The 16,932-nt window shown below is 66.7% G+C and carries 17 protein-coding genes; 9 read left to right on the top strand and 8 right to left on the bottom strand.

All coding sequences use genetic code 11. The features are described from left to right. Positions 1-14: 14 nt before the first annotated feature. Positions 15-632: a DUF47 domain-containing protein gene (locus tag G6N77_RS02470; protein ID WP_165180407.1), complete on the top strand. Its 618-nt coding sequence runs from the start codon at positions 15-17 to the stop codon at positions 630-632. Positions 633-637: 5 nt separating this feature from the next. Beyond that, the gene (locus G6N77_RS02475; protein WP_370875224.1) at positions 638-1,645 is read left to right on the top strand and encodes an inorganic phosphate transporter; all 1,008 of its coding nucleotides are present in this window, start codon (positions 638-640) and stop codon (positions 1,643-1,645) included. A 59-nt stretch (positions 1,646-1,704) separates the two neighbouring features. Here G6N77_RS02475 and pstB read toward each other — a convergent pair whose 3' ends face one another. From pstB to pstS, 4 genes are read right to left on the bottom strand one after another with little or no spacing between them, the layout of a single operon-like run. Beyond that, on the bottom strand, positions 1,705-2,484 hold the full coding sequence (gene pstB / locus G6N77_RS02480; RefSeq protein ID WP_165180408.1) for a phosphate ABC transporter ATP-binding protein PstB: 780 nt from the start codon (positions 2,482-2,484) through the stop codon (positions 1,705-1,707). Positions 2,485-2,508: 24 nt separating this feature from the next. Beyond that, a complete protein-coding gene (gene pstA / locus G6N77_RS02485) occupies positions 2,509-3,615 on the bottom strand; it encodes a phosphate ABC transporter permease PstA (protein ID WP_370875223.1) in 1,107 nt (368 codons plus the stop codon). Further along, positions 3,615-4,547, bottom strand: a complete 933-nt coding sequence (gene pstC / locus G6N77_RS02490) for a phosphate ABC transporter permease subunit PstC (RefSeq protein ID WP_165180409.1) — start codon at positions 4,545-4,547, stop codon at positions 3,615-3,617. Before pstC ends, pstA begins: the two co-directional genes overlap by 1 nt. A 28-nt stretch (positions 4,548-4,575) precedes the next feature. After that, complete coding sequence (pstS, locus tag G6N77_RS02495) at positions 4,576-5,700, bottom strand: phosphate ABC transporter substrate-binding protein PstS (RefSeq protein ID WP_165180410.1); 1,125 nt, start codon at positions 5,698-5,700, stop codon at positions 4,576-4,578. Between the two features lie 276 nt (positions 5,701-5,976). Between pstS and G6N77_RS02500 the strand changes: the two genes are divergently transcribed. The 6 genes from G6N77_RS02500 (at position 5,977) to disA (ending at position 12,747) form a co-directional block, all read left to right on the top strand. Then, the gene (locus tag G6N77_RS02500; protein ID WP_165180493.1) at positions 5,977-7,665 is read left to right on the top strand and encodes an MDR family MFS transporter; all 1,689 of its coding nucleotides are present in this window, start codon (positions 5,977-5,979) and stop codon (positions 7,663-7,665) included. Position 7,666: 1 nt separating this feature from the next. Beyond that, positions 7,667-8,176: a MarR family winged helix-turn-helix transcriptional regulator gene (locus tag G6N77_RS02505; protein WP_165180411.1), complete on the top strand. Its 510-nt coding sequence runs from the start codon at positions 7,667-7,669 to the stop codon at positions 8,174-8,176. Between the two features lie 32 nt (positions 8,177-8,208). Then, a complete protein-coding gene (locus G6N77_RS02510; protein ID WP_165180412.1) occupies positions 8,209-9,336 on the top strand; it encodes an FUSC family protein in 1,128 nt (375 codons plus the stop codon). Between the two features lie 61 nt (positions 9,337-9,397). Next, the gene (gene radA / locus G6N77_RS02515; protein ID WP_165180413.1) at positions 9,398-10,795 is read left to right on the top strand and encodes a DNA repair protein RadA; all 1,398 of its coding nucleotides are present in this window, start codon (positions 9,398-9,400) and stop codon (positions 10,793-10,795) included. Positions 10,796-11,321: 526 nt separating this feature from the next. Continuing rightward, the gene (locus G6N77_RS02520; protein ID WP_165180414.1) at positions 11,322-11,534 is read left to right on the top strand and encodes a hypothetical protein; all 213 of its coding nucleotides are present in this window, start codon (positions 11,322-11,324) and stop codon (positions 11,532-11,534) included. 145 nt (positions 11,535-11,679) lie between these two features. Further along, positions 11,680-12,747, top strand: a complete 1,068-nt coding sequence (gene disA, locus G6N77_RS02525; protein WP_165180415.1) for a DNA integrity scanning diadenylate cyclase DisA — start codon at positions 11,680-11,682, stop codon at positions 12,745-12,747. A 30-nt stretch (positions 12,748-12,777) separates the two neighbouring features. On the opposite strand, the gene G6N77_RS02530 is transcribed toward disA, so the two are convergent. Next, on the bottom strand, positions 12,778-13,308 hold the full coding sequence (locus tag G6N77_RS02530) for a DUF4232 domain-containing protein (protein ID WP_205677907.1): 531 nt from the start codon (positions 13,306-13,308) through the stop codon (positions 12,778-12,780). Positions 13,309-13,546: 238 nt separating this feature from the next. Here G6N77_RS02530 and G6N77_RS02535 point away from each other — a divergent pair, with 238 nt between their 5' ends. Then, entirely contained in the window at positions 13,547-14,479 is a 933-nt protein-coding gene (locus G6N77_RS02535; RefSeq protein WP_306987217.1) for an HhH-GPD family protein, read from the top strand. A 12-nt stretch (positions 14,480-14,491) separates the two neighbouring features. Here the strand turns inward: G6N77_RS02535 and dhaM are convergent, their stop codons facing one another. The 3 genes from dhaM to dhaK are packed head-to-tail and all read right to left on the bottom strand — an operon-like array spanning position 14,492 to position 16,820. Then, the gene (dhaM, locus tag G6N77_RS02540) at positions 14,492-15,166 is read right to left on the bottom strand and encodes a dihydroxyacetone kinase phosphoryl donor subunit DhaM (protein ID WP_165180417.1); all 675 of its coding nucleotides are present in this window, start codon (positions 15,164-15,166) and stop codon (positions 14,492-14,494) included. Beyond that, on the bottom strand, positions 15,163-15,819 hold the full coding sequence (gene dhaL / locus G6N77_RS02545; RefSeq protein WP_165180418.1) for a dihydroxyacetone kinase subunit DhaL: 657 nt from the start codon (positions 15,817-15,819) through the stop codon (positions 15,163-15,165). The genes dhaM and dhaL overlap by 4 nt, the downstream gene beginning before the upstream one ends. A 2-nt stretch (positions 15,820-15,821) precedes the next feature. Further along, positions 15,822-16,820 carry a dihydroxyacetone kinase subunit DhaK gene (gene dhaK, locus G6N77_RS02550; protein ID WP_165180419.1) on the bottom strand — a complete coding sequence of 333 codons (999 nt, stop codon included), beginning with the start codon at positions 16,818-16,820 and terminating at the stop codon, positions 15,822-15,824. Positions 16,821-16,932: the final 112 nt, after the last annotated feature.

Genomic DNA, 16,932 nt, shown 5'->3' on the forward strand with positions numbered 1-16,932 from the left:
CCACAGGTCCTGCCGTGAAGCTGCGATTCTTCCCCCAAGAGACTGCCGGACTGGATTCCCTGGCCCGCATGGCCGGGCAAATCACAGCCGGCACGCAGACCCTCGCCGAGCTCCTGGGCGCCGGACGTGCCGACTTCCCCGCCCTGGCCGAAACCATGCGCCAGCATGAGGGCGCCTCAACGGCCGAATTCGCCACCCTGCTCACCGCCATGCGCACCAGCTTCATCAACCCGCTTCCCCGCGAAGACCTCTTCGCCCTGGGCCGCCTCCTCAATGAGACCAGCGAAATCCTCACCGGGGCCGCCGAACTGGTGACCCTTTACCGGCTGGACCGCGTTTCCGCCCGCGCCAGCGACCAGCTGGAGATCATTTCCCGGCAGGCGGAGCTCACGGCGTCGGCCATGAAATCGCTCAACGACCTTGACTCGCTGGAGGACTACTGGCTTGAGGTGCTGCGCCTGGCCAAGCGGGCCGACCACACCCACCGCACCCTGGTGGCCGAGCTCATGGACAACCACAGCCCCACCAGTTTCGTAAAGTACCGCACCCTCGCGGACCAGTTTGCCTCCGCCAGCCGCCAGCTGCGCGCCGTCGCAACGCAGGTGGGCAGCATCATCGTCAAGGAATCCTGACGTTGGTGGGGCTCCTGCTCGGCGCCGTCATCGCCGGGGCAGCCGTGTTCGCCTTCCTGAACGGCTTCCGCGACGTCTCCTCCGCCGTCGCACTCTCCGTCCGCACCCGGGCACTCACGCCCACCATTTCCGTGCTCCTGGCGGGCCTGTTCAACTGCCTCGGCGCCCTGGTCAGCGTGACCCTCACCGCCGCCTTTGCCGGCCGCATCATTATGCTCCCGCCCGGCCGCGGCGGGTTGATCCTGCTGCTGGCGGCCCTGGTCAGCGCCTGCCTGTGGGGCATCCACCAGTGGCGGGGCGGCTATCCGTCCTCCTCCACCCATGCGCTGATTGGCGGGCTCCTTGGCGCCTCGCTTGGTTCGGCGCTGCTGGGCCATGCGCCGCTGCAGGGCATCGACACCATGCTCCTGAGCCTGGTGGTGCTGCCGCTCCTCCTCTCCCCCGTGGTGGCCTATATACTCGGCTTCGCCGCGGTCTACCCCAGTGCCTGGGCGGCCCGGAATTCCGCGCCGAACAGGGTCAACCGCCGCACCCGGCAGCTGCAATCAGTGGCGGGAGCAGCGGTGGCCTTTGGCCACGGACTGCAGGACGGGCAGCGCACGACGGCGGTCCTCACGCTTGCGCTGTTGGCTGCCGGTGTGGGGGCGGCCGGGGACATGCCGTTGTGGGTGCCCATTTTCACGGCAACCCTGCTCACGGTGGGGACGTTGTTTGGTGGCTGGCGAATTTCCTACACCATGGGAAACAGGCTGGTGCGGATTGACCCGCTGCGCGGCAACGCGGCCCAGCTGGTGGGGGCCGGGCTGCTGTTTGTGGGCGCCATTGGCCTGGCGCTGCCGCTGTCCACCACCCACACCGTCACCTCGGCCATCGCGGGGGCCGGCCGGAACCAGAAGTTCCCGGGCACCAACGGGCCCGTCATGGCGCGCATTGTTGGCATGTGGCTCGCCACGCCCGTGGCCTGCGCCCTGTTGGGTGCCGTGTTCTACCTGGCCCTGTCGCCCCTGGGCTGAATGCGGCCCGGTGACGGGCGCCGCGCCGTCAAGGCGCCGCGCCGTGAAGGCGCCGGAGGTTATCCGAAGCGGCCGGAAACGTAGTCCTCGGTGGACTTTTGGCCCGGGTTGTTGAAGATGGTGGCGGTCTCGGCAAATTCGATCAGCTTGCCGGGCTTGCCGGTGCCGGCGATGTTGAAGAACGCGGTCTTGTCGGACACGCGGGCCGCCTGCTGCATGTTGTGCGTGACGATCACCACGGTGTATTCGTCCTTGAGCTCATTGATGAGGTCCTCAATGGCCAGGGTGGAGATGGGGTCCAGTGCGGAGCAGGGCTCGTCCATCAGGATCACGTCTGGGGCGACGGCAATGGCGCGGGCAATGCAGAGGCGCTGCTGCTGGCCGCCGGAAAGGCCGGAGCCGGGCTTTTCGAGGCGGTCCTTGACCTCGTTCCACAGGTTGGCGCCCTGCAGTGACTTTTCCACGAGGGCGTCGGCGTCGGACTTGGCCATGCGGCGGCTGTTCAGCTTCACGCCGGCCAGCACGTTGTCGCGGATGCTCATGGTGGGGAACGGGTTGGGGCGCTGGAAGACCATCCCGATCTGGCTGCGCACCGTGACGGGGTCCACGCCGTCGGCGTAGAGGTTGTCACCGTCCAGCAGCACCTTGCCCTCGACACGGGCGCCGGGGATGACCTCGTGCATGCGGTTCAGGGTGCGCAGGAAGGTGGACTTGCCGCAGCCGGAGGGGCCGATGAAGGCGGTGACGCTCTTGGCGTCGAGGGTGATGTTGACATCTTCCACGGCGAGGAAGTCGCCGTAGTAGACGTTGAGGTCGCTGACGTCGATGCGTTTGGACATTGTGGGTGTTTCCGTTCTGGAGTTCTAGCGGCCGGTCTTGGGCGCGAAGATGCGGGCCACGAGGCGGGCGCCGAGGTTCAGGAGCATGACCAGCAGGATCAGCAGCAGGGCCGCGGCCCAGGCGCGCTGGTTGGACGGGTCGGGGTTCGACGGCGAGGTCGGCGTCATGATTTGCGTGTAGATGAACGTGGGCAGGGACGCCATCCATCCGGCAAACACATTCGAGTTGATCTGCGTGGCAAAGCCGGCCGTGACCAGCAGCGGCGCCGTCTCGCCAATGACGCGGGCAATGGCCAAGGTGACGCCGGACGCAATTCCGGAGATCGCCGTCGGAATGACCACCTTGAGGATGGTGCGCCACTTGCGCACGCCCAGCGCGTACGCGGCCTCGCGCAGCTCATTCGGGACAATCTTGAGCATTTCCTCGCTGGAGCGGACCACCACCGGGATCATGAGCACTGAAAGGGCGACGGCGGCAACGAAGCCGGTTTTCGTCCCGGGGCCCATGACCAGGCCGAAGAACGCGGCGGCAAACAGGCCCGCCACGATGGAGGGGATGCCCGTCATGACGTCCACCAGGAAGGTGATGACCTTGGAGAACTTGTTGCCGTCGCTGTATTCCACCAGGTAGATGGAGGTCAGCAGGCCCACGGGGACGGAGATGAGCGTGGCCCACAGCGTGATGAGCACGGAGCCCAGGAACGCGTGGTAGACGCCGCCCAGCACCGGGGTGTGGTTGGCGACGGAGGCGTTGTCAATGGCACCCGTGACGCCCTTCATGGACGTGCCGAGGAAGCCGGGGGCCAGCAGGCCGGGGACGCCGTTGACCAGCACTGTCCAGATCACCGAGACAAGCGGCAGCAGCGCCACGAGGAAGGCGCCGAGCACCAGCGAGGTGGCCAGCTTGTCGGTGGCCTTGCGGCGTCCTTCGACGACGGCGGAACTCACCACGTTGCCCGCGGCAAACAGCACGGCGGAGAGCACTGCCCAGCCAAAGACGTTGAAGCCGATGAGGGACATCAGTGCGGCAGCGACCACGATGGAAGAGGCGGCCACCACCCAGGGGGTGGACTTGGGCAGGCGCCCGCGGGTCAGGGCGGAGCGCTTCCGTTCGGTCATGAGCGTGGCCATCAGTTGGCTCCCGAGAATTCTTTGTGGCGGCTGATGATCCAGCGGGCCACCATGTTCACCAGCAAGGTGATGAGGAACAGGACCAGGCCGGCGGCGATGAGTTCATTGAGGCGCAGGCCGAAGGCCTCGGGGAAGTTCAGTGCGATCTCGGCAGCGATGGTCTGGTTGCCGGAGCGGATCAGCGAGGCGATCATCGGTCCGGAGGAGAGCACCAGGGCCACGGCCATGGTTTCACCCAGGGCACGCCCCAGGCCCAGCATGACGGCGCTGATGATGCCGCCGCGGGCAAAGGGGAGCACTGCCATGCGGATCATTTCCCAGCGCGTGGCACCCAGGGCCAGTGCGGCCTCCTGGTGCAGCATGGGCGTCTGCAGGAAAATTTCGCGGGTCAGGGAGGCGATGATAGGCAGCACCATGACCGCCAGCACGATGCCGGCCGTCAGGATGGTCTTCCCGGTCCCAGATGCCGGACCGCCAAAAATGGGGATCCACCCGGCGTTGTCCGCCAGCCACTGGTAGGGCACCTTCAGCTGGGAAGCCAGGAAGGTGGCCCCCCAGGCGCCGTAAATGACGGAGGGAATGGCGGCAAGAAGGTCCACCACGTAGCCAAGCCCGCGCGCCATGTTGCGAGGCGCGTAATGGGAGATGTACAAGGCCACCGCCACCCCGATGGGTGTGGCAATGACCAGCGCAATGGCTGCTGCAATCAGCGTTCCGACGACAATGGGGAAGATGTAGGAGACGAACCCCTTGCCCCCCGTAATGTCGGCCGGGGCGGCACTGAATGTCGGCAGGGCCTGGATGACCAGGAACATGGCGACAGCAAACAGCACTGCGACAATGAGCACGCCGGCGCCCAGGGCCGCACCGGAGAACACTTTGTCTCCGGTGCGCCCCGTTCCGGCCCGGCGCGCGGACTTGGTGGTGGACAATCTATTGCCTTTTATGTTGCTTCGCCGCTTACTTTGCCGCGACGGTGATGGAGTCGATCGCGGCCTTGGCCTTCGCGGCGAGCGCTGCGGAGAGCGGGGCGCTCTTTGCGGCGGAGACTGCGGCCTGCTGGCCGGCGTCGCTCACTGCATAGTGGCCGAATGCCTTGACCAGGTCAACGGTCTTGGCATCGGGGTAGCTCCCGCAGAAGACTGCGTAGGAGACCAGGACTGCCGGGTAGGCGCCGGCAACCGTGGTGGTGCGGTCCAGCTTCAGGGAGAGGTCGTTGGCGGAGCGGCCGGCAACGGGCTTGGCCTGGTCCACGGCCTTGGCTGCGGCTTCGGCGGTGACGGGCACGTAGCTGTCGCCAACCTTCAGCTCAACCTTGCCCAGGGCGTCGGTGACGGCGGAATCGTCGGCGTAGGTGATGGCGCCGGCGGTCTGGGTCACGGTCTTGACCACGCCGGAGGTGCCCTTGGCGTTTTCACCGGGGAGGGCTGCGGGCCAGTCGCCGGACTTCGCGTCGGTCCAGACCGACTTGGCGGCCTGGGCCAGGTAGTCGGTGAAGTTGTCCGTGGTGCCCGAGTTGTCGGAGCGGTGCACGGGCGTGATGGCCAGGTTCGGCAGCGTCACGGACGGGTTGGATGCCTTGATGGCGGCGTCGTTCCAGTTCTTGATGTCGCCGCGGAAGATCTTGGCGATGGTGTCGGCGTCGAGCTTGAGGTCCTTGACACCGGGGACATTGAACGCCACGGCAATCGGGGAGATGTACCACGGGACGTCGATGGCGCCGGCGGCGCCGCACTTGGCTTTCGCGGAGGCAAGCTCGGCGTCTTTCATGTAGGCGTCCGAGCCGGCGAACTGCACGGCGCCGGCGATGAGTGCCTTGCGGCCTGCGCCGGAACCTTCGGGCGAGTACTGCACGGTGGCGCCGGAGTTGGCGGATTCGAATCCGGCCTTCCAGGCGTCCATGGCGGCGGAGATGGAGGTGGCGCCCGTGCCGGTCAGGGTGCCGGTGACGGATGCGCCGGCTGCGGCGCTGGTGGAGGAGCCGCCGTTGCCAGGGGTCACGGCGTTGTCCGTGCCGCAGGCAGTCAGGGCGAGAGCGCCGACGGTGAGAACTGCTGCCACGCGGCCAATGTGAAGTGCCTTCACGCGATTTACCTCTTCGATGGGTGTCTGGGGATTCCTTACCATTTGAAGCTACGGGCGGCAGGTGACGCGACGGTCCACCCAAAGTGAACAGAAGGTTAACGCTAATGGGATTCTTGGTTTTCACAGTGCGACATAGCTCACGTCCCTATTTGTTGTCCTCAGGCAACTAATTGCATATAGTTGACATCAATCAACCTTTCTCCCCCATTTTTTGGAGCCGTTTTGTCGCAAACTTCCACCGCCACCAAGGCCGGGCCCGGCCTGTCCGACTCGGGCATGTCCCACCGCCAGGTGATCCAGTCCCTGACCGGACTGCTCATGGGCATGTTCGTCTCCATCCTGGCCGGCACCGTGGTCTCAACCTCACTTCCCGTGATCCTCTCCGACCTGCACGGCGACCAGACCGCGTACACCTGGGTGGTCACGGCGACCCTGCTGGCCACCACCATTTCCACCCCGATCTGGGGCAAGCTGGCGGACCTTTCCAACCGCAAGGTGCTCCTGCAGCTGTCCCTGCTGGTCTTCGTGGTCGCCTCCGCCATCGCCGGCTTTTCGCAGGACACCTCAATGCTCATCACCATGCGCGTCTTCCAGGGCCTGGGCGCCGGCGGACTGACGGCACTGAGCCAGATCGTCATGGCGGACATCATCTCCCCGCGTGAACGCGGCAAGTACATGGGCCTGTTCGGCGCCGTCATGGCGCTAGGCACCGTGGGAGGGCCGCTGATTGGCGGCTTCATCACCGACGCCATCAACTGGCGCTGGAACTTCTTCGTGGCCCTTCCCTTCGCGGCCATCGCCATCATCCTCATCCAGAAGACCCTCCACCTGCCGGTCCAGGCCAAGCGCAAGGTCTCCATCGACTACGCCGGCATCGCACTGCTGTCCGCCGGCGTCTCACTCCTGCTCATCTGGGTGTCCCTGGCCGGAAACCAGTTCGACTGGGCCAGTTCCACCACTGCCTTGATGGTTGGCGGAGCCGTAGCAGCCCTCATTGCCTTCGTGATCGTCGAGGTCAAGGCCGCCGAGCCCATCATCCCGCTGTCCATGTTCAAGAACGCCACCTTCACACTGTCAGTGGTTGCCTCGATCTCCGTTGGCGTGTCGATGTTCGGCACCTCCGTCTTCCTGGCCCAGTACATGCAGCTGGCCCGCGGCGCAAACGCCACGCAGTCCGGGCTGATGACCATCCCCATGATGGCCGGGCTGCTGATCATCTCCACGATCGCCGGCGCCATGATTTCCAAGTTCGGCAAATGGAAGGCCATCATGGTGACGGGCTCCGTGCTCCAGCTGGCCGGCCTCTACCTGCTGGGGACCATCCACTACGACACCAACTTCGTCCTGGTCTCCGTGTACATGTTCGTCCTCGGCGCAGGCCTGGGCATGGTCATGCAGAACCTTGTCCTCATCGTCCAGAACGCCGTCACCCCGGCGGAAATCGGTGTTGCCAGCTCCGGCATCGCCTTCTTCCGCTCCCTCGGCGGCACCATCGGCGTCTCCGTCCTGGGCGCCCTGATGGCCACCAAGGTGGTGGACACCCTGGGCGGCAGGGCGGCTGAACTTCACGCCGCGATCGCCGGGCTTGGCACCCAGGGCAAGGCCCTTGCCGCCAGCCTGGCCAGCGGCAACATCCCCGCCGTGAACGGGCTGCCCGATTCCGTCCGGTCCATCATCGAGTCCAGCTACGGCGACTCCGTGGCCTTCGTCTTCATGGTGGCCGCGCCGCTGAGCATCCTGACCATCCTGGCTGTCGTCTTCCTGCCGAACCTCGAGTTGAGCAACCAGACGCGCGACCAGCGCGAAAAGGCCGACGCCGGCGAAGCCCGCCACGGGCTCGACGGGCTCGATGACGCCGAGCAGATCCTGGTTGACGCCAGCGAAGCCCTGGTCGCGGCAACGCCGGCCCCCGCCGGCAACCTAGACGAAGTCCGCGATGCCGACAAGTCCCCGGCGCGCAGCTGACATGGACTGCACACGCACGCCGTTCGCCGTGCCGCCGTCGAACGCGTCAACCAGTTCGGGAACTGCGGGTGCCGGCACCGGCATGGCCCAAGCCATCCGGGCTGCCGAGATCGAGCTCGGGACCATGCTGGTCAAGACCCGCAAGTCCCTGAAGACCCGGGCGGCCGCCATCCACCCGGAGCTGCAGCCGATGGGTTTCAAGGTGCTCATGCTGCTGGCGCTGTCCGGGGCCGTGCAGCAGGTGGCCCTGACGCACGAGGTCGGCACGGACAAGGCAGTCATGAGCCGCACCATCAAGCAGCTCGAGGCCCTTGGACTGGTCACCCGCACCGCGGATCCCTCTGACGGCCGCGGCCAGCTGGTGGTCATGACCCCGGAAGCCCAGGCACGCTATGCGGCAACCCAGTCGCACGCCAGGCAGCTGCTCTTTGACCGGCTTTCAACATGGGACGTCGACGAAGTCCGGCGCCTGGCCGACCTCCTCGCCCGATTGAACGAAAGCGGCGACTAAACCCGGCCCGCCGCGCGCATAGACTGGTGTCCATGCCAGCGCCCGACAGGCCCGTCCAAGCCGTCAGTTTTCTCAAGCGCCGCGCCCGCCTGGGGCTGCGCCGGAGCTGGAATTCGGTGGTCCCGGCGCTGCTGATCACCGTCTGCGCCGTGGGCGCCTACTACTTTTCCGAACGCGTGTTGGGCCACACGGGCCCCCTGTTCGCGGCCACCAGTGCCATCATTGCCCTCGGCTTTTCGAGGGACCCGCGCCTGCGCAGGGTGCTGGAGGTCGGTCTCGGCTGCACCATCGGCATCGCACTCGGCGATTTCCTCCTCCACTGGCTGGGATCGGGCATCTGGCAGGCCGCCCTGGTGGTTTTCGCGTCCATTCTGCTGGCCCGCCTCCTGGATTCCGGCGCCATCTTCACCACGCAGCTGGCCCTTCAGTCGCTCCTGGTGGTGCTGCTGCCGGCATCCCCTGGAGGCCCGTTCACCCGCAGCATTGACGCCGTCGTGGGTGGTTGTTTTGCCCTCGCCGCCACCGTCCTGGTGCCCCGCGACCCCCGCCGCGCACCCAAGGACGATCTGAAGGTCATGCTCGGCGAGCTGTCGCTGGTGCTGCGTGAATGCGCGTCGGCGCTGGCCTACGATGATGCCACCGCCGCCTGGCACGCCCTGGTGCGCGCCCGCAGCCAGCAGCCCCGCATCGATGCCATGCGCCAGGGACTGCGCGGCGCCGTCGAGATTGCCCGCCTCTCCCCCCTGTACCGGCGCCACCTGGAGGAGGTCGACGGTCTCGCGAAGGTCATGGAACGGGTCGATTACGCCATGCGGTCCAGCCGGGTGCTGTCGCGGCGCCTGACCAGCGTCATCAACAATTCCGCCCTGTCCGGCTCCGGCGCCGCGCACCTGGCCGACGTCATGAGTGAATCGGCGGCGGCTGTCGACGAACTCGCCGCAGCCCTGGCCCACGACCGGTCCGGCACCGCCCGCGCCTCCCTCAGCCATGCCCGGGACGCCCTGGCCGACATCGCAACCCGGCTCCACCCGGCCAGGCTGGAGGTCACCCGGCTCGAGGGCGAGGCAGTGGTGCTGCTGTTCCGCACTCTCATGGTGGACCTGCTCGAAACGGCCAACATGGATCCTGCCGAGGCCCGGGAACTTCTGCCACGGCTGTAGTTTTCCACACTTGATGCCCGGCTGCGGCGGGCGTGTCAGTGCCCGGCATTAGGGTTGAACCATGGCAACAAAGACAAGCAAGGCCACCAAGTCCACGGGCCAGAACTTCCGCTGCACCGAATGCGGCTGGACGGCGGTCAAGTGGGTGGGCCGCTGTGGCGAGTGCCAGGAGTGGGGCACCCTGGAGGAAATTGGAACCGTCACGGTGCGGACGACGGCGGCCACCACTGTGGTGCGCCCGGCCCAGTTGATTTCTGAGGTGGACGCGTCCAAGGCTGCCCACAACCTGACTGGCGTGCCGGAACTTGACCGCGTGCTGGGGGGCGGCATGGTGCCCGGCGCCGTGATCCTGCTGGCGGGGGAACCCGGCGTCGGAAAATCCACGCTGTTGCTCGATGTTGCCGCGAAGTTTGCCCGCAATGAGCACGGCCGGGCGCCCCACAAGGTGCTGTACCTGACGGGCGAGGAATCCGCCGCCCAGGTAAAGCTGCGCGCCGAACGCATCGGCGCCGTCGCGGACACCCTTTACCTTGGCGCCGAAACCGACCTTGGCACGGCCCTGGGCCAGGTGGAAGCCATCCAGCCTGTGCTGCTGGTTGTCGACTCCGTCCAGACCTTTAGCAGCACCCTGGTGGACGGGAGCGCCGGCGGGGTTTCACAGGTGCGTGAGGTGGCTGCGTCGCTCATTGCGGCGGCCAAGCGGCTGAACATGACCACCCTGCTGGTGGGGCACGTGACCAAGGACGGCTCCATTGCCGGGCCCCGCCTGCTTGAACACCTGGTGGACGTTGTCTGCCAGTTCGACGGCGAACGCCACTCGCGCCTGCGCCTGCTGCGGGCGGTGAAAAACCGCTACGGGCAAACGGACGAGGTTGGCTGCTTTGACCTGACCGACGACGGCATTGAGGGCCTGGCCGATCCCAGCGGGCTGTTTACCTCCCGCATCTCCCACCCCGTCTCCGGCACGTGCATTTCGGTGACCATGGAGGGGCGCCGCCCCTTGCTCGCCGAGGTCCAGTCCCTGCTGACGCCTTCCGCGGGATCCCAGCCCCGCCGCACCGTCAGCGGCCTCGACTCCACCAGGGTTGGGATGCTCCTGGCCGTGCTGCAGCAGCGCGCGGGCGTCCGGCTCGATGCAGACGACAGTTACGTGGCTACCGTGGGCGGTGCCCGCCTGACCGAACCGGCCATGGACCTGGCCATTGCGCTTTCCATCGCCTCCGCCAAGATCAACAAGCCCGTCCACTCCAAAATGGTGGCCTTTGGCGAGGTGGGACTGGCAGGGGAGGTCCGTCCGGTACCGGGGATCAACCAGCGCATCCAGGAAGCCAGCCGGCTGGGCTACACGCATGCCCTGGTGCCGCTGAGCCCGAACGGCCCGGGGACCATCCCGCCGAATTTCACGGTCAAGCAAATCGAGCACATTGCTGAAGCCACCGAGCTGCTGCTGCACAGCTAGGAATCCGTGGCGCGGTCCGGTGGTCGAGCAGTGAGCTCTGCAAACGCGTCGAGACCCAAGCAGCACCCCGGTGGTCGAGCAGTGAGCCCTGCGAACGCGCCGAGACCGGGACGGCGGCCCCGCCAAAACACTCTACGACGCCCTCGACGCCTGGGCCCGCCACGCCCAACACGAAGGCACCCAACCCGGGCGGACACCCAGCACCGCCACCACCCCCACCGGGAAGCCTTCCCGCTCCCTGGACAACTACCGCGCCGACACCTTCACCGACCTCCTCCACCAAGCCTTCCTCCACCCCACCACCACGACCGGCGGCCCCAGCAATGCGGGCGTCGGGGGCGCGGGGGACGGGGCGGCCCACCCCGTCCCGGAAGCCTGGTCCCGGCCCCGCACACCAGCGAAAATCAGCGTCACCGTCCCGGCCCTGACCCTCCTCGGCACCAGCGAGGAACCCGGCCACCTCGAAAGCTACGGACCCATCCCACCCGCACAAGCCCGCGAACTCGACCACACCATCCCCTACTGGATGAACCGGTATGGGCCCGACGGCACACCCCTGCCCCACGGCGAAACCAGCATCGACAACCTCCGACCCCGCGACAGCTACTGCCACCACCTCAAAGACAACCCCGCCACCGGCTGGACCATCGAACCCCACACACCCGGCCAAACCAAAACCACCACCCCCACCGGCCGCACCTACATCCACACCCAAAACACCGACCCCTGCCCCTTCTAAAACCAATGCACCAGCACACCTCTGCTCCCACAGGTTCTACTTCGACCTCCGGGTGACGCGCCTGCAACCTCAACGCAGGCGCGTCACACTAATATGGGGTATGTGACTTGTGCGGGTTCCCGTGCTTGAAAAGAAGGAATCGTCAATGCTTCGCAGCCCCGAAGAGGCCCTGAAGGCTACCCTTGCCCTAGTCGCCCCGGGAACCCCGCTACGTGATGGGCTGGAACGAATCCTTCGAGGGCGCACGGGTGCGCTGATTGTGCTCGGTTCCGACAAGACAATTGAAAGCCTCTGTTCGGGCGGGTTTGAGATCGGCATTGACTTTGCCCCGACCCGACTCCGGGAACTCGCAAAGATGGACGGCGCCATTGTTTGCGACAAGGACGTTACCCGGATCTTGCGCGCAGCCGTGCAATTGGTGCCGGATCCCAGCATTGAAACCCAAGAGTCCGGAACCCGCCACCGCACTGCGGAACGCGTGGCAATTCAAACGGGCGTGCCCGTGGTGTCCGTCAGCCAGTCGATGCAGATCATCGCCCTCTATGTGGATGGCCTCCGCCACGTGCTGGAAGGCTCCGAAAAGGTGTTGGCCCGCGCCAACCAGGCCCTGGCCACGCTCGAAAGATACCGTGCAAGGCTGGACCAGGTAACAAGTTCGCTCTCAGCCCTGGAAATCGAGGCGATGGTCACCGTCCGCGATGTTGCAGTGACGCTGCAACGCCACGAGATGGTACGGCGCATCTCCGAGGAAATCTCCCAGTATGTTTTGGAGCTTGGCGCCGACGGCCGGCTGCTGTCGCTCCAGCTTGACGAACTTTCGGCGTCCCGGGGATCCGGCGCGGACATGGTAATCCGCGACTACACCGATCCGGAGCTCACCAACACCGACACCGCCGTCGCGGCCCTGCAGGAAATCGACCAGGCAAACCTGATCGACCTGAACCTGATAGCCGGGATCGTGGGGCTCCCCACAGCCGACTCGCTGGAAAAGATCATCCAGCCCCGGGGCTACCGCCTCGTGTCGGAACTCAAGGCAGTGCCGCGCGCGGTTGCCGGGCGCCTGGTTGACCACTTTGGCGGCCTGCAAAACCTCATGGCCGCCACGATCGACGAGCTCATGGTGGTCGATGGCATTGGCGAATTGCGTGCGAGGACCGTCAGGGAGGGCCTTTCCCGCATTGCCGAGGCCAGCCTGCTGGACCGGTTCCTGTAAGCCGCCAAACGGCTTGCGTCCCTTTCCGCCCTACTTAAGGGTGAAAACAACCTTCTCGCTTGACCACTTCCCGAGCGTTGTGACAAACACGTAGGTCCCGGCCCCCGGCGTTGCCGCGACCTTGGTGCAGCCGGGCGTGCTGCGGTTGCGCAGCCAGGTAAAGTTTGCGGTTTCAGATGCCCCGGGCTTGAGGTTCTTGACCAGGTCGGTGGAGCCGGACTGGCAGTCCCGGGAATTGAAGATGACATCGTTGCCGCTGGTGATCTTGAATTCCATCTGGCTGGTGCCGACGTTGATGTCGCACGGCGCCTGGCCCGTGTTGGTCACCCGCAGCGTCAGCTTTGGGTCTGCGCCGGCATCGTATGAAGGTTTGTCGACGGAACCACTAACCTTGATCCCGGATTCATCGCACACTGACGATGCCAACGGGGTGGGCTTGTCGGCAGGCTGGGTGGCTGAAGGGGTGGACGCAGTTGCCGACGACGTCTGTACTGCTGCGCCTGCATCCTGCGCTGCCGGGCCCGCCTTGCCCGCCCCGCCCAAAGCATTCGCCAACGCCATGGCGCCAGCCACCATCGCGGCCACCACGAGCAACACCAAAACCGCAGCGACCTGTCGCCTGCGCCGGTAAACTTTCGCGGAAACCCTGGTCCGAGGGGCAGGCTGGCGCGCCGTTCCGCCCTGCCTGTTCTGTCCCGATGCCGCCACCCCTCCAGAGTATCCAACGCACGGCCGGTGCCACGCCAACCACGCCGCCCGGATACAGTGGAACTGCCCCAGCGAACCCCAAGGAGAATCGGTGCACCAGCAAGTCCTGCAATGGTTCCGCGAGTCTGCCCGGGACCTCCCGTGGCGCGGCGGCTGCTCCCCGTGGGGCATCCTGGTGAGCGAAATCATGCTGCAGCAGACGCCCGTGGTGCGGGTGCGGCCCGTCTGGGAAGAATGGATGGCACGCTGGCCGGATCCGGCGGCATTCGCCGCGGCGCCGCAGGCGGAAGTGCTCCGTGCCTGGGGCCGGCTGGGCTACCCCCGGCGTGCCCTTCGCCTGCATGCCGCCGCCGGGGTGATTGTGGAGAAGCACGACGGCGCTGTGCCGGACACTTTCGAGGAACTTTTGGCGCTTCCCGGCATAGGCACCTACACGGCAGCAGCAGTGGCGGCTTTTGCGTTTGGCAGGCGCGAGACCGTGGTGGACACAAATATCCGCAGGGTATTCGCACGCCTGGTGATAGGCCAAGCTTTGCCGGCACCCTCCCTGACGGCCGCTGAGATGGCATTGGCAAAGGAATTGCTGCCGGAAGATGCCGCCGCATCCGTGGAATGGAATGCCGGCGTCATGGAGCTGGGTGCACTGGTGTGCACAGCCCGCAGCCCCCAGTGCGGGATTTGCCCGGTCCGCCGTGAGTGCGCCTGGATTGCGGCCGGTCAACCTGAACCGAGCTATGTTCCCAAGGGGCAGCCCTGGGCCGGCACGGACAGGCAGGTGCGCGGCGCCGTCATGGCGGTGCTGCGGGCCGCCGAGTCGCCGGTCCATGCAGAGCTGTTCTGGGGGCCCGCATCAGAACTGGCTGCCCTCAAGGAACACCTCAGCCACCCGGGGGAAGTGGCGGACGCGCTGAAAAGCCTGCACAACCTCAACGTCCACGCACCCCAGCTCCAGCGCTCCCTGGCCAGCCTGGTCGCCGACGGCCTGGCCCAGCTGTCCGACGGCGGCTACCACCTGCCGCACTGACGGGCCGGATTCTCAGAGCTCGCCGAAGCCGCTCTCCACCTCGGTCCGCACCAGGTCCACGGCCCGTTGCGCATCCGGCCCGCTGGCCCTGACGCGCAATTCGGTGCCCTGTCCGGCGCCGAGGGCCATCAGCAAGAAGACTGACTGGCCGTCCGCACCATTGATGTCAATGTCGACATCCATGGCTCCCAGCGCACCGGCAAGGGCCGCCGCGGGCCGGGCATGCAGCCCGATCGGGTTGATCAGCGTCAGCACGGCCGTCACTTCGGCTGCACTCCCGCCATCCGGTACCGGAAGGGCTGGCTCGACGCCGGCATGCAAGGCAGTTTCTGCGGCCTTGCGCACCACTGCCAGGTCAGCGCCGGACTGGGCGGACACCGCAGCGGCGACGGCTCCCTCCACGAGGGGCGCATCGGCAAGCACAATGGTGTCCGGGTTGCCCATGAATTCGAGTGCTGTTTCGGCCGTCATGACGGCTGAACCGAGATCCGTCAGCACCACCACCCCGCTGCCGGTCTCGGCCTGGCCCAGCGCCGCTGTGACCTTGTCCAGCGAAGTCCCAATGCCGCCGTCGTCCGTGCCGCCGGCGGCTACCAGCACCACGTCGCGGGCCATCTGGGCCGCCAGTTCCACCACGCCGGCGGCCAGCTGCGCACTGTGCGAAACCACCACCAGTCCAACGCTCATTCGGCGGCCCCCGGGGCGCCGGCGGCTTCAGCGGCGGCCCGCAAAATCAGCGCCGACGAAGCGGCGCCCGGATCGCGGTGGCCAATGGCTCGCTCGCCGAGGTAGCTGGCCCGGCCCTTGTGCGCGATGAGGGGATCGGTGGACTCGGCACCGGCCTCGGCGGCAGCCGCGGCCGCCGCCAATACCGACCCGGCCGAGGCAGACGGACCGGCTGCCGCCGCGGTGGCAGCTTCCACGGCGGGCGTCCACGCATCGATCATGGTCTTGTCGCCAACTTCGGCCTTTCCGCGGGCCACCACCCCGTCGCGGGCGGCGGCCAGGGCCCCGGCGAGCGCGGCGGCGTCGAGCGTGGCAGCCTCGCCGGTCGCGGTGGCCATGCGCAGAAACGCCGTGCCGTAGAGCGGCCCGGCCGCGCCGCCCACCTTGGACATGAGCGTCATGGCGGCCAGCTTGAAGGCGGCAGCCGGCGTGGCGGGAGTTTCGGCGTCGAGCTTTTCAACAATCGCCTGGTAGCCGCGGTCAAGGTTCTCCCCGTGGTCGCCGTCGCCGATGGCCCTGTCCAATTCGCTCAGGGCAACCCGGTTCGCCGCCACAACGTCAGCACTCCGGCGCAACCAGTCGACGGCCCACGCCGCCCCCAATGAATCCGCCATTGCTACATCCCCCATCGCAGTGCCGGCGTATTGACGGGGGCGTCCCACAGGCTGGTCATTTCATCGTCCAGGCGCAGCACGGAAATGGAGCAGCCCTGCATTTCCAAGGCCGTGATGTAGTTCCCCACCAGGGACCGCTCCACGCTCAGTCCGGCGTCGGCCAGGACCTTTGCCGCACGGCGGTACACGATGTACAGCTCGCTGGCGGGGGTGCCGCCCATGCCGTTGACGAACAGGAGGACCTTGTCCCCCGCGGCAGGCTTGAGGTCCGTCAGGATCGGCTCCAGCAGCCGGTCGGTGATGCCGTCGGCGTTTTCCATCGGGATGCGGTGGCGGCCCGGCTCGCCGTGGATGCCAATGCCGATTTCAATCTCGTCCTCACCCAACTCAAAACTTGGCACGCCGGCGTGGGGCACCGTGCAGGCAGAGAGGGCCACGCCCATGGTGCGCACATTGTCCACCACGCGCTGGCCGATGGCGGCGACGGCGTCGAGCCCGTCCCCGCGCTCAGCAGCCGCGCCGGCGATCTTCTCCACCAGGACGGTGCCGCCAACGCCGCGCCGCCCGGCCGTGTACAGGGAATCCTCGACGGCGACGTCGTCGTTCACCAGGACGGTGCGCACCTCGATGCCTTCCGCCTGCGCCATCTCCGCCGCCGTCTCAAAGTTCAGGACGTCCCCGGTGTAGTTCTTCACGATATGCACCACGCCGGCACCTGAATTGGCCGCGACGGTCGCCGGGATTATCTGGTCGGGTGTGGGTGAGGTGAAGACCGCGCCGGGAACGGCCGCGTCCAGCATGCCAAAGCCTACGTAGCCGGCGTGCAGGGGCTCGTGGCCGCTGCCGCCGCCGGAGAGCAGGCCAACCTTGCCGGACTTCGCCTCCTTGCGCGAGACAAAGAGCGGGTCGGGGTGAACGGTGACCAGCCCGGCGTGGGCCAGGCCGAAGCCCTCCACCGATTCATCCACCACGGCCTTGGGATCGTTAATGAGCTTCTTCATGACGGCACCCTCCGAATTAAACAGTGAGCATAAACGGTGGCGGCCGCAGCTATTGTGAAACCGCCCCTCTCTTGAACACTACCCGGACGGGTTGCCGCTTGGTAGGGGCCAA

The sequence above is a fragment of the Arthrobacter silviterrae genome (assembly GCF_011045165.1).
GTDB lineage: Bacteria > Actinomycetota > Actinomycetes > Actinomycetales > Micrococcaceae > Specibacter > Specibacter silviterrae.

Bases quoted from the DNA above. Each gene is read 5' to 3' on its own strand.
- G6N77_RS02520 (WP_165180414.1), top strand. From the start codon at position 11,322: ATGAACCGGTATGGGCCCGACGGCACACCCCTGCCCCACGGCGAAACC.
- pstB (WP_165180408.1), bottom strand. From the start codon at position 2,484: ATGTCCAAACGCATCGACGTCAGCGACCTCAACGTCTACTACGGCGAC.
- G6N77_RS02500 (WP_165180493.1), top strand. From the start codon at position 5,977: ATGTCCCACCGCCAGGTGATCCAGTCCCTGACCGGACTGCTCATGGGC.
- disA (WP_165180415.1), top strand. From the start codon at position 11,680: ATGCTTCGCAGCCCCGAAGAGGCCCTGAAGGCTACCCTTGCCCTAGTC.
- dhaK (WP_165180419.1), bottom strand. From the start codon at position 16,820: ATGAAGAAGCTCATTAACGATCCCAAGGCCGTGGTGGATGAATCGGTG.
- dhaM (WP_165180417.1), bottom strand. From the start codon at position 15,166: ATGAGCGTTGGACTGGTGGTGGTTTCGCACAGTGCGCAGCTGGCCGCC.
- G6N77_RS02510 (WP_165180412.1), top strand. From the start codon at position 8,209: ATGCCAGCGCCCGACAGGCCCGTCCAAGCCGTCAGTTTTCTCAAGCGC.
- G6N77_RS02530 (WP_205677907.1), bottom strand. From the start codon at position 13,308: ATGGCGTTGGCGAATGCTTTGGGCGGGGCGGGCAAGGCGGGCCCGGCA.
- dhaL (WP_165180418.1), bottom strand. From the start codon at position 15,819: ATGGCGGATTCATTGGGGGCGGCGTGGGCCGTCGACTGGTTGCGCCGG.
- pstA (WP_370875223.1), bottom strand. From the start codon at position 3,615: ATGGCCACGCTCATGACCGAACGGAAGCGCTCCGCCCTGACCCGCGGG.
- G6N77_RS02505 (WP_165180411.1), top strand. From the start codon at position 7,667: ATGGACTGCACACGCACGCCGTTCGCCGTGCCGCCGTCGAACGCGTCA.
- radA (WP_165180413.1), top strand. From the start codon at position 9,398: ATGGCAACAAAGACAAGCAAGGCCACCAAGTCCACGGGCCAGAACTTC.